The 11,684-nt window shown below is 66.3% G+C and carries 10 protein-coding genes and 1 pseudogene; 7 read left to right on the top strand and 4 right to left on the bottom strand.

The window, feature by feature from the left end; translation table 11 throughout:
• Window positions 1-48: 48 nt before the first annotated feature.
• From B1790_RS28475 to B1790_RS28465, 3 genes are read right to left on the bottom strand one after another with little or no spacing between them, the layout of a single operon-like run.
• Window positions 49-1,137, bottom strand: a complete 1,089-nt coding sequence (locus B1790_RS28475) for an adenosine deaminase (RefSeq protein ID WP_079926639.1) — start codon at window positions 1,135-1,137, stop codon at window positions 49-51.
• 10 nt (window positions 1,138-1,147) lie between these two features.
• Entirely contained in the window at window positions 1,148-2,446 is a 1,299-nt protein-coding gene (locus B1790_RS28470; RefSeq protein WP_079926638.1) for a thymidine phosphorylase, read from the bottom strand.
• On the bottom strand, window positions 2,443-2,847 hold the full coding sequence (locus B1790_RS28465; RefSeq protein ID WP_079926637.1) for a cytidine deaminase: 405 nt from the start codon (window positions 2,845-2,847) through the stop codon (window positions 2,443-2,445). Before B1790_RS28465 ends, B1790_RS28470 begins: the two co-directional genes overlap by 4 nt.
• A 245-nt stretch (window positions 2,848-3,092) precedes the next feature.
• Between B1790_RS28465 and sdhC the strand changes: the two genes are divergently transcribed.
• The 5 genes from sdhC to B1790_RS28440 all read left to right on the top strand — a co-directional run bounded on the left by sdhC (window position 3,093) and on the right by B1790_RS28440 (window position 7,325).
• Window positions 3,093-3,518 (top strand): succinate dehydrogenase, cytochrome b556 subunit, encoded by a 426-nt coding sequence (sdhC, locus tag B1790_RS28460; protein ID WP_079926636.1) that lies wholly within the window; start codon window positions 3,093-3,095, stop codon window positions 3,516-3,518.
• Window positions 3,515-3,997 (top strand): succinate dehydrogenase hydrophobic membrane anchor subunit, encoded by a 483-nt coding sequence (locus B1790_RS28455; RefSeq protein WP_079926635.1) that lies wholly within the window; start codon window positions 3,515-3,517, stop codon window positions 3,995-3,997. The genes sdhC and B1790_RS28455 overlap by 4 nt, the downstream gene beginning before the upstream one ends.
• 16 nt (window positions 3,998-4,013) lie before the next feature.
• Window positions 4,014-5,768: a succinate dehydrogenase flavoprotein subunit gene (gene sdhA, locus B1790_RS28450; protein WP_079926634.1), complete on the top strand. Its 1,755-nt coding sequence runs from the start codon at window positions 4,014-4,016 to the stop codon at window positions 5,766-5,768.
• 34 nt (window positions 5,769-5,802) lie between these two features.
• Window positions 5,803-6,588, top strand: coding sequence for a succinate dehydrogenase iron-sulfur subunit (locus B1790_RS28445; RefSeq protein ID WP_079926633.1), 786 nt, complete (start codon window positions 5,803-5,805; stop codon window positions 6,586-6,588).
• 116 nt (window positions 6,589-6,704) lie between these two features.
• Window positions 6,705-7,325 carry a carboxymuconolactone decarboxylase family protein gene (locus tag B1790_RS28440; protein ID WP_079926632.1) on the top strand — a complete coding sequence of 207 codons (621 nt, stop codon included), beginning with the start codon at window positions 6,705-6,707 and terminating at the stop codon, window positions 7,323-7,325.
• Here B1790_RS28440 and B1790_RS28435 read toward each other — a convergent pair.
• Window positions 7,300-8,208, bottom strand: coding sequence for a sigma-70 family RNA polymerase sigma factor (locus B1790_RS28435; protein WP_079926631.1), 909 nt, complete (start codon window positions 8,206-8,208; stop codon window positions 7,300-7,302). The two genes, B1790_RS28440 and B1790_RS28435, sit on opposite strands and share 26 nt — an antisense overlap.
• Before the next feature lie 181 nt (window positions 8,209-8,389).
• Between B1790_RS28435 and B1790_RS28430 the strand changes: the two genes are divergently transcribed.
• On the top strand, window positions 8,390-10,096 hold the full coding sequence (locus B1790_RS28430) for an APC family permease (protein WP_079926630.1): 1,707 nt from the start codon (window positions 8,390-8,392) through the stop codon (window positions 10,094-10,096).
• 61 nt (window positions 10,097-10,157) lie between these two features.
• Window positions 10,158-11,669: pseudogene (locus tag B1790_RS28425) on the top strand (APC family permease).
• The last annotated feature ends 15 nt before the right edge of the window (window positions 11,670-11,684 follow it).

Raw genomic sequence — 11,684 nt, 5'->3', positions numbered from 1 at the left:
TTTCGGCGTGATCACCGGCGCTCACCGCCGGTGATCACGCCGAAATCGCTAGCCGACGAGGACGGCGTACCGCGGCTTGATGACCTCGTCGATCAGCGTCAGGCGTTCCCGGAACGGGATGAACGACGACTTCATCGCGTTGATGGTGAACCGCTCCAGGTCGCTCCAGCCGTAACCGAAGGCCTCGACCAGACGCAGCATCTCCTGACTCATCGTGGTGTCGCTCATCAACCGGTTGTCGGTGTTGACCGTCACCCGGAAGCGCAGCCTGGCCAGCAGGGCGAACGGGTGCTCGGCGATGCTGGCCACCGCACCGGTCTGCACGTTGGACGACGGGCACAGCTCGAGCGGAATTCGCTTGTCGCGCAACAGCGAGGCCAGGCGACCGAGGGTGGCGTCGTTGTCGTCGTGGACGGTGATGTCGTCGACGATCCGCACGCCGTGGCCGAGACGGTCGGCGCCGCAGAACGCGATCGCCTCCTGAATGGACGGCAGGCCGAACGCCTCGCCCGCGTGAATGGTGAAGCGGGCGTTGTTGTTCCGCATGTACTCGAAGGCGTCAAGGTGTCGCGTTGGCGGATAGCCGGCCTCGGCGCCTGCGATGTCGAACCCGACGACGCCCTTGTCCCGGAACCGGATGGCGAGCTCCGCGATCTCCCGCGATCGGGCGGCGTGCCGCATTGCGGTGACAAGACACCGCACCACGATCGTCTTGCCCGTCCGTTCGGCTGCCCTCTCACCGTCGGCGAACCCGGCCAACACCGCGTCGACGACCGCGTCGAGGCTCAACCCGCCGTCGATGTGCAGTTCGGGGGCGAACCGGATCTCGGCGTAGACCACCGAGTCGGCGGCGAGGTCTTCGACGCATTCGAACGCGACTCGGTGCAACGCCTCCGGCGTCTGCATGACGCCGACCGTGTGGGCGAAGGGCTCCAGGTAACGGACCAACGAACCACTGTGCGCGGCAGTGCGGAAGAACGTGGCCAACTCGCCGACGTCGGTGGTGGGCAGCCCCTCGTAGCCGTACTCCGCGGCGAGGTCAACCACCGTCGCCGGGCGCAAGCCCCCGTCGAGGTGGTCGTGCAACAGGGCCTTGGGCGCCCGCTGGATGTTCTCGAGCGTCAACGGCGTCGTCATGGAGCTCTCCTCAGGTGATCCGGTCGATGATCAGGGGACGGACTTCCGGAGCCTCGTCGCCGACGGTCCAACCGCCGTCGAGCTCGGCAAGCGCCCCGGCGAAGCGCTGCGGGGTGTCGGTGTAGAGGGTGAACAACGTATCGCCGGGAGCGACGGGGTCACCGGGCTTGCGGTGGATGCGCACCCCCGCGCCGAACTGCACCCGACCGCCGGGGGTCGAGCGGCCCGCACCGAGCCGCCACACCGCCAGCCCCACCGCCATCGCGTCGATGTCGCCCATCGTGCCACCCCGGGATGCGGTGACCGTCTCCGCGTGCGCTCCGACGGGAAGGGGCTGCGAGAGGTCGCCACCCTGCGCCTCGACGAGGTCGCGGAAGCAGTCCATGGCCGTGCCGTCGCGCAGCGTCTGAGCGGGATCCACGCCGTCGACGCCCGCGGCGGCGAGCATCTCCCTGGCCAGCGCCACCGTCAGCTCGACGACGTCGTCGGGACCACCGCCGGCCAGCACGTCGAGGGATTCGGCGACCTCGACGGCGTTGCCGACCGTCAAGCCAAGCGGTCGGTCCATGTCGGTCAGCAACGCCCGGGTGTCGACGCCGTGGGCCGTGCCGAGCGCGACCATCGTGGCCGCCAACTCCCGCGCCTCGCCCTCGGAGGTGAGGAAGGCGCCCCGTCCGACCTTGGTGTCCAGCACCAACGCGCGGGCGCCCTCGGCGAGCTTCTTGCTCATCACCGAACTCGCGATCAGCGGCAGCGACTCCGTCGTGGCGGTGACGTCACGCAAGGCATAGATCTTGCGGTCGGCGGGCGCCAGGTCACCGGCGGCGAAGATGGCCGCACCGACGTCCTGAAGCTGTTGGCGGATTTGAGCTTTGGACAGTTCGGCGGTGAAGCCCGAGATGGCCTCCAGCTTGTCCAACGTGCCGCCGGTGTGCCCGAGACCGCGGCCCGCCGCTTGCGGCACCGCCGCCCCGCATGCCATGACGACCGGCACCAGCGGAATGGTGATCTTGTCGCCGACCCCGCCGGTGGAGTGCTTGTCCACCAACCGCAATGGCTTGCCGTCACGCCGGAGGTCGCCGAAGTCGAAGCGCTCGCCGGAGTCGATCATCGCGGCCGTCCAGCGGGAGATCTCGCCGGGGGTCATGCCGCGAAGGAAGATGGCCATCAGGAGTGCCGACATCTGCTCGTCGTGCACCACGCCGCTGGTGTAGTTCTCGATCACCCAGTCGATCGCCGCGTCGGTCAGCACGCCGCCGTCGCGCTTGGTCCTGATCACCGTCGGAGCGTCGAAGCCGAACCCCGTCACGGCGATTCCACCCGCGCGAGGTCGTCGGGCCCGAAGGCATCGGGCAGCAGATCGCCGAGTGGGCGGGGTCCGGACGGGTGGTCGATCAGCATCTCGGGCCCGCCGTGCTCGAGGAGTACCTGCCTGCAGCGCCCGCACGGCATGAGCAGATTGCCGTCGGCGTCGACGCAGACGAGGGCGACGAGGCGGCCACCACCCGTGGAGTGCAGGGCGCAGGCGACCGAACACTCGGCGCAGAGTCCTAATCCATATGAGACATTTTCCACATTGCAGCCGACCAAGATTCGGTCATCGGCCGTTACGGCCGCTGCACCGACCGGGAAGCCCGAGTACGGCGCATACGCCCGGGACGTCACCTCGATCGCCTTCTCCCGCAACAACTTCCAGTCGACGTCAGCCATCGCGCCAGGTCCGTCGAGCGCACTCTGAATGCATTTAGAAGCTCCCGTTCCATCGCCGCGAATTCGATTAGGTCACCCTAATTTCCATGGTATTAGGGCAATCAACGGTCTCACGCCGGTTCTTTCCATGCACCTACTGGCATTAGAGTCACAAACAGGTTTGGGCAACGATTTGGCACCAGGTTCCGCCGTCTCCCAGACCCGTCCACCGAAGGTGTTGGAGGCGCGGAAGTGAGTACTCGGACATGACGCAGACAACAGCGGATTCGGCGATCCCCGCACCGCGGTCGTCGCCGCCGCGACGTCGCACCCTCTATCGCGGAGACCCCGGCATGTGGTCGTGGGTTCTGCACCGCGTCACGGGCGCCACGATCTTCTTCTTCTTGTTCGTGCACGTGCTCGACACCGCGCTCGTCCGGGTCAGCCCCGAGGCCTACAACGCGATCATCGACACCTACAAGACCCCGATCATCGGACTGATGGAGATGGGGCTCGTCGTCGCCGTGCTCTATCACGCGCTCAACGGCGTCCGCATCATCCTGATCGACTTCTGGCAGAACGGTCCCAAGTACCAACGCCTGATGCTCTGGATCGTCCTCGGAGTGTGGATCAGCGTGTTCATCGTCGCCCTCGGAGTGATGGGCATGCACATGGCGGAGCGTTTCCTATGAGTCCTTCGCACGAGAACCCGTACGACCACGTCAGCGAGCGCGGCGGCCCAGCCCCCGTCATGCAGCGCAGCTACGACCGGCCCGCCGGTCTGGACAACCCGCGCTCCCCGCGCGGCCGCAGCGCCATGCCGAACTTCGAGAAGTACGCGTGGCTCTTCATGCGCTTCTCCGGCATCGTCCTCATCGTCCTCGCGCTCGGACACCTCTTCATCGGTCTGATCTGGGACGGTGGCGTCTACCGGATCGACTTCAACTACGTCGCACAACGCTGGGCCTCGCCGTTCTGGCAGACCTGGGACCTGCTGCTGCTGTGGCTGGCCCAGCTGCACGGCGGCAACGGCATGCGCACGATCATCAACGACTATGCCCGCAAGGACACGACGAAGTTCTGGCTGAACACCGTCCTCGGGTTGTCGGTGTTGTTCACGATCGTGCTGGGCACCTACGTGCTGTTGACGTTCGACGCAAACATTTCCTGAGCCAGATGGAGTCCAGATGCTGATCGAACACCGGTATGACGTCGTCATCGTTGGCGCGGGCGGCGCAGGTATGCGCGCGGCAGTCGAGGCGGGACCGCGGGTTCGGACCGCCGTCCTGACCAAGCTGTACCCAACCCGCAGCCACACCGGCGCCGCGCAGGGCGGCATGTGCGCCGCCCTAGCCAACGTCGAAGACGACAACTGGGAATGGCACACGTTCGACACCGTCAAGGGCGGCGACTACCTCGCCGACCAGGACGCCGTCGAGATCATGTGCAAGGAAGCCATCGACGCGGTCTACGACCTCGAGAAGATGGGCATGCCCTTCAACCGCACCCCCGAGGGCCGCATCGACCAGCGCCGCTTCGGCGGGCACACCCGCGACCACGGCAAGGCCCCGGTTCGACGCGCGTGTTACGCCGCCGACCGCACGGGTCACATGATCCTGCAGACGCTGTACCAAAACTGCGTCAAGCACGACGTGGAGTTCTTCAACGAGTTCTACGCACTCGACCTGGTCATGTCGGACACCCCCGGCGGTCCGGTGGCGACGGGCATCGTCGCCTACGAGCTGGCCAGCGGTGACATCCACGTGTTCCACGCCAAGGCGATCGTGTTCGCCACGGGCGGTTCCGGCCGGATGTACAAGACGACGTCCAACGCGCACACCCTGACCGGCGACGGCCTCGGCATCATCTTCCGCAAGGGACTTCCCTTGGAGGACATGGAATTCCACCAGTTCCACCCCACCGGGCTGGCCGGGCTCGGAATCCTCATCTCCGAGGCCGTGCGCGGTGAGGGCGGGCGTCTGCTCAACGCCGACGGTGAGCGCTTCATGGAGCGCTACGCGCCGACGATCGTCGACCTCGCGCCCCGCGACATCGTGGCCCGCTCGATGGTTCTCGAGGTGCTCGAAGGCCGCGGTGCAGGCCCCAACAAGGACTACGTCTACATCGACGTGCGTCACCTCGGCGCCGACGTGCTCGAGGCGAAGCTGCCCGACATCACCGAGTTCGCCCGCACGTACCTTGGCGTCGACCCGGTCACCGAACTGGTCCCCGTCTACCCGACGTGCCACTACGTCATGGGCGGCATCCCGACCACGGTGAACGGACAGGTGCTGCGCGACAACGACTCGATCATTCCCGGCCTGTACGCCGCCGGCGAGTGCGCCTGCGTGTCCGTGCACGGTTCCAACCGGTTGGGCACCAACTCGCTGCTCGACATCAACGTCTTCGGTCGTCGCGCCGGTCTCGCGGCCGCCAGCTACGCGCAGGGCCACGACTTCGTCGACATGCCGTCCACGCCGGCCAGCATGGTGACCGCGTGGGTCGGAGACATCCTCTCCGAGCACGGCAACGAGCGCGTCGCCGACATCCGTGGCGCGCTGCAGCAGTCGATGGACAACAACGCTGCCGTCTTCCGCACCGAGGAAACCCTCAAGCAGGCGCTCACCGACATCCACGGCTTCAAGGAGCGGTACTCCCGAATCACCGTGCAGGACAAGGGCAAGCGCTACAACAGCGACCTGCTCGAGGCCATCGAGCTCGGCTTCCTGCTTGAGCTCGCCGAGGTCACCGTGGTTGGCGCACTCAACCGCAAGGAATCCCGCGGCGGCCACGCCCGCGAGGACTACCCGAATCGCGACGACACCAACTACATGCGCCACACCATGGCGTACAAGCAGGGCACCGACCTGCTCAGCGACATCCGGTTGGACTACAAGCCGGTCGTCCAGACGCGATACGAGCCAATGGAACGGAAGTACTAGCGATGAGCCGCTTGCGCGAAGAGAAGAGGGCACAGTGAGCGCACCTACCCTCGACAAGCCCAGCACGGGCGACTCGGCCACCCCGCCCGTCCCAGAGGGCGCGGTGATGGTGACGTTGAAGATCGCGCGATTCAACCCCGACGATCCCGACGGTGCCGGCTTCCAGAGCTTCCGCGTCCCGTGCCTGCCGACCGACCGGCTGCTCAACCTGCTGCACTACGCCAAGTGGTACCTCGACGGCACGCTGACCTTCCGCCGGTCCTGCGCGCACGGCGTGTGCGGCTCGGATGCCATGCGCATCAACGGCGTCAACCGGTTGGCCTGCAAGGTGCTGATGCGCGACATGCTGCCGAAGAAGCCCGGCAAGCAGCTGACGATCACGATCGAGCCGATCCGCGGGCTGCCCGTCGAGAAGGACCTCGTCGTCGACATGGAGCCGTTCTTCGACGCGTTCCGTGCCGTCAAGCCGTTCCTCATCACCAGTGGCAACGAGCCGACCCGCGAACGGATTCAGAGCCAGACCGACCGCGCCCGCTACGACGACACCACCAAGTGCATCCTGTGCGCCTGTTGCACGACGAGCTGCCCGGTGTTCTGGAACGAGGGCTCCTACTTCGGACCCGCCGCCATCGTCAACGCGCACCGGTTCATCTTCGACAGCCGTGACGAGGCCGCCGCCGAACGCCTCGACATCCTCAACGAGGTCGACGGGGTGTGGCGCTGCCGCACCACCTTCAACTGCACCGAGGCCTGCCCGCGCGGCATCCAGGTCACCAAGGCGATCCAAGAGGTCAAGCGCGCGTTGATGTTCGCCCGCTAACCCCCTTCCCTTCCCGCGAGCAGACAGAAAGGGCCCTGAAATCCGTCATTTCAGGGCCCTTTCTGTCTGCTCGCGAGGGCGTGTCACGTAATTGAGCGTCATCTCGTCTAGATGGCATGACCGTTCAACGACCCCGCATCGCTCCCCTGCCGCCGACCAAGGCCTCGCTGACCGCGCGGCTGATGTACCGCTACGCCAAGCGACGCTTCAGCGAGGTGCCCGTACCGTTCGCGGTGGGCGCACACCACATGCCACTACTCGTGGCCAGCGCCGTGCACGAGACGCTGCTGGAACGCGGCTCCACGAAGCTGCCCGCCGACGTGCGCGAGCTCGCGGTGTACTGGACGGCGCGCACGGTCGGATGCTCGTGGTGCGTCGACTTCGGCGCCATGCTGATTCGAATGGACGGCTTGGACGTCGACCGGCTCAAGCACGTCGACGACTATGCGACCAGTCCACTCTTCAGCGACGACGAACGTGCGGCGATCGCCTACGCCGACGCGATGACCACCGACCCGCATCTCGTCACCGACGAGCAGGTGGCCGATCTCAGGCGGCGCTTCGGCGACGACGGCGTGATGGAGCTGACCCATCAGATCGGCGTCGAGAACATGCGCGCCAGGATGAACACCGCCTTGGGCATCACCGAACAGGGCTTCAGTTCGGGCGACGCGTGCCGCGTCCCGTGGGCCGACCCGTCGAGCGATGAGGTCATCGAGCGAGCGGTGAACCCGTGAACTTGTCGGGATTGGCGACGTCCCAGATCGCGCACACCCTGCCGTCGCGAACGGTGAGCGCTTGGATGTGGGGCTGCATCGCGGGGCCGTCGCCGGCGGCCTCGAATCCCGTTGTGATAACCCCAAGTTCGCCGTTGACCAACACCAGCTGAGCGGACTCGAGGAACCGCGGCCCGTACCGCCGGGCCAGGCCGAACACGAAGCGGGCGACCTTGTCCGGACCGTGGATGACGCGGGCGGCGGTTGGCGCCTTGCGATTCGAGTCGCCGGTGAACGTCACCTCGGGGTGAAGCAGGGCGACCACGGCCGCCGTGTCACCGCTCGCAATGGCCGCCATCAGCTTCCCGACGACCTCGTCGTGAGACGGATCGGGGGCAGGCACGTCGGCGTCGGCGATCATCCGCCTTGCCCTGGACGCCAACTGACGGGCCGACGCGACGCTGACTCCCAGTACGTCGGCGACCTCACCGAAGGGCACCGCGAAACCGTCGTGCAGGACGAAGGCGACCCGTTGGTCCGGGGTGAGCCGTTCCAACACGACCATCGCGACGAAGCGGGCGTCCTCGTCGGCGACCACGGCGGCCAGCGGATCCGACCGGTCCAACGGCGTCACGACCGGCTCCGGCAGCCACTCCCCGTAGTACGCCTCGCGCCGGTGCGCGGCCGACCGCAGTCGGTCGAGCCCGATCCGGCTGACGACCGTCGTCAGCCACGCCCGCAGATCGGTGATCCCGTCCCGCGCCTGGCCGAGCGCCTCCCATCGCAGCCAGGCATCCTGGACCGCGTCCTCGGCGTCGGCGACGGTTCCGGTGAGCCGGTAGGCGACCCCAATCAGGTGCGAGCGCAGACGCTCGAACTCGTCGGTCCGCGGGGCGGTGGTCACCCGCTCAGCCTAGTGAGCCACGGCACAGGAAGGACCGCAGCAAACCGTTGCGCAAATGCCATCTGAGGACGAAATCCAGACTGTGAACTATCTGTGAAGACTAATTTCGTTGTCACTGAGCAATTTGACAACTAAAACCGTATTCTCCAACAGTTCGTCTTGGGTTAACGAGGGAGATGCGATGACAGCGGTCGACACGGGCAGTTCGGGCACCGCGGGGACGGTTGACAGCAAGGGCCTCAAGGGCGGCTCCCTCGGACTCTTGTCCAGCGTCGTGGTCGGTATGGCGTCGACCGCCCCCGCCTACAGCCTCGCGGCGGTACTCGGCTTGATCGTGGCCAGCGGCGCGGGCGTCAAGGCGGCCTCGATCGTCCTGCTGGCCTTCATCCCGATCTACCTGATCGCCGTGGCATACCAGGAGCTCAACAAGGCCGAACCCGACTGCGGCACCACCTTCACCTGGGCGTCGCGCGCATTCGGGCCGCTGATCGGCTGGATGGGCGGCTGGGGAATCATCGCCGCCGACGTCATCGTGATGGCCAACCTGGCTCAGATCGCGGGGGCGTACTCCTTCACGTTCGTCGGCGACCTCGGCTGGACGGCCGCCGCCGACCTCGCCAACAGCACCCTGTGGTCGACGGTGGCCGGCGTCATCTGGATCGCCGTCATGACCTACATCTGCTACCGCGGCATCGAAGTCTCGGCCCGCCTGCAGTACTTCCTGCTCGGCTTCGAGGTCATCATCCTCGTCGTGATCTCCATCTACGCCCTGGTGAAGGTCTACTCCAGCAATGCGCTACCCGAGTCGATCCATCCGTCGCTGTCCTGGTTCTGGCCCGGCGGCCTGGACTTCGGCACCGTCATAGCCCCGGCCATCCTGATCGCGATCTTCATCTACTGGGGCTGGGACACCGCGGTGGCGTGCAACGAGGAGTCCGACGATCCAGGCACCACCCCCGGCAAGGCCGCGGTGCTCTCGACGTTCCTGTTGCTGGCCACCTACGCCATCGTGACCGTCGCCGCGGTGGCGTTCGCCGGTGTCGGGGAAACCGATGCGGGACTTGGCAATCCGGACAATGCCGCCGACGTCTTCGCCGCCATCGGGCCTGCCCTGTTCGGTGACAGCGTCATCGGCCACATCGGCCTGCTCGCCCTTTCGGCGACCATTCTGACCTCGGCGTCCGCATCCACGCAGACCACGATCCTGCCGACGGCCAGGACCACGCTGTCGATGGGCGTCTACAAGGCGCTGCCCGCGTCGTTCGCGAAGATCCACCGCAAGTACCTCACCCCGACGGTCTCGACGCTGGTGATGGGCGGCGTGTCGATCTTCTTCTACGTGCTGTTCACCCTCGTCAGCAGCAGCCTGCTGCTGGCCCTGATCGGCTCGGTCGGCCTGATGATCGCCTTCTACTACGGGATGACGGGCTACGCCTGCGCTTGGTACTACCGCAAGACGCTGACCACCTCGGTGCGCGACTTCATGATGCGCGGCGTCGTGCCACTGCTGGGCGCCGTCATGCTCACGGTGGTGTTCGCCTACGGCCTGATCTCCTACTCGAAGCCCGACTACCTCGTCGACGACGACGGCAACAACGTGACGATCCTCGGCTTCGGCGCGGTCGCCGTCGTCGGCATCGGGGCGCTGGTGCTCGGCGTGGTCATGATGTTCGTCTGGTGGGCGATGTCGCCGAGCTTCTTCAAGGGTGAGACCCTGCCGCGCCGGTCCGATCTCCTGCTCGAGCCCGCCGTCGGATCGGTCGCCCACTTCGGCCTGCCCGACTCAGGTCAGATGCCGACCGTCATCGCGCCCAATCTGTCGAACCTGCCCGCGGGCGAGCGGGCCGTCGACCCGAGCACCGGCGAAGAGTTCACCAAGAGGGGCTGACCGCCCACAGGATTTGCGCAGTACCCAGCCAGGACGTTCCCAGAACCGTATATTCCTTTCCGTGGCTATCGCGGAACCGACGGCTGGGCCCGTCACATGAGGCAAGGGCCTTCAGTCCGGGGCGCTCGGCCTCGTCGGCAACGTCGTCATCGGGCTCGCCGCGGTGGCGCCGGCCTACAGCCTCGCGGCGACGCTCGGGTACGTCGTGCTGGCCGTCGGGGAGAAGGCTCCCGCGATGTTCGTGCTCGCGTTCATCCCGATGCTCCTGGTCGCCTTCGGCTACAAGGAATTGTCCCAGGACACCCCCGACTGCGGCACGACGTTCACCTGGGGCACCAAGGCATTCGGCCCGTGGATCGGCTGGATCGGCGGATGGGGCCTTGCGGTCTCGGCGATCATCGTGCTGGCCAACGTCGCCGAGGTCGCCGCCATCTACCTGTACCGGTTCCTCGGACTCGACGAACTCGCCGAGAACCTCTTGGCCAAGGTACTTCTCGGCTCGTTCTTCATCATCTCCATGACGCTGGTCAGCGCCCGCGGCGTCGCCGTGTCGGAGAAGATGCAGAACGTCCTGATCGCCGTCCAATTCGGCGTACTGATCCTCGTCAGCATCTTCGCGCTCATCCGAGTCTTCACCGGAAATGCTGGCGCACAGGCGATCACGCCGCAATGGTCCTGGCTGTGGCCGGGCGGTCTCGAGCTCTCGTCCATCGCCGCCGCGATCATCCTGTGCATCTTCATCTACTGGGGTTGGGACGCCTGCCTCGCCGTCGGCGAGGAGACCAAGGACCCCGGCAAGACGCCGGGCATCGCGGCCGTCATCACCACCCTGATATTGGTGTGCACCTACGTCCTGGTGGCCTACGCCATTCAGTCCTTCGCGGGTTTCGGCGACGTCGGCATCGGCCTCAACAACGCCAACAACACCGACGACGTCCTCACGGTTCTCGGAGAGCCGGTGGCCGGCAGCATCGTCGCCTCCCTGCTACTCCTCACGGTCGCCGTGTCGGCGCTGTCCTCCACTCAAACCACCATCCTGCCGACCGCGCGCGGCACGCTGTCGATGGCGGTCTACGAGGCCATCCCCAAGCGCTTCGCGAGCGTGCACCCCAAGTACATGACGCCTGCCTTCGGCACCATCGTGATGGGTTGCGCGGCACTGTTCTTCTACCTGGTGCTGACGTTCCTCTCGGAGAACGCACTGGCCGACTCCGTGGCGTCGCTGGGGCTGGCCGTCGCGTTCTACTACGGCGTCACCGCATACAGCTGCGTCTGGTACTTCCGCCGAACGTTGTTCACGTCGGTGCGAAACCTGTTCTTCCGCGGCATCTTCCCGCTCCTTGGCGCTGTCTCGATGACGTGGGCGTTCGTCTACAGCGCGATCGAGATGATGTCACCCGACTACGGCTACACCGCATTCGGACCGCTGGGCGGGGTCTTCGTCCTCGGCGTCGGAATGCTGGTGCTCGGCATCCCACTGATGTTGGCCTGCTTCGCATTCGGCACCAAGCGCTTCTTCCGCGGTGAGACTCTCAACGCCTCGACCGAAGTCAAGGTCCCCGACACCTTCTGACTGACGCACTTCGAA

The sequence above is a fragment of the Mycobacterium sp. AT1 genome (assembly GCF_002043095.1).
GTDB lineage: Bacteria > Actinomycetota > Actinomycetes > Mycobacteriales > Mycobacteriaceae > Mycobacterium.
This window is presented reverse-complemented; position numbering and strand designations above follow the sequence as displayed.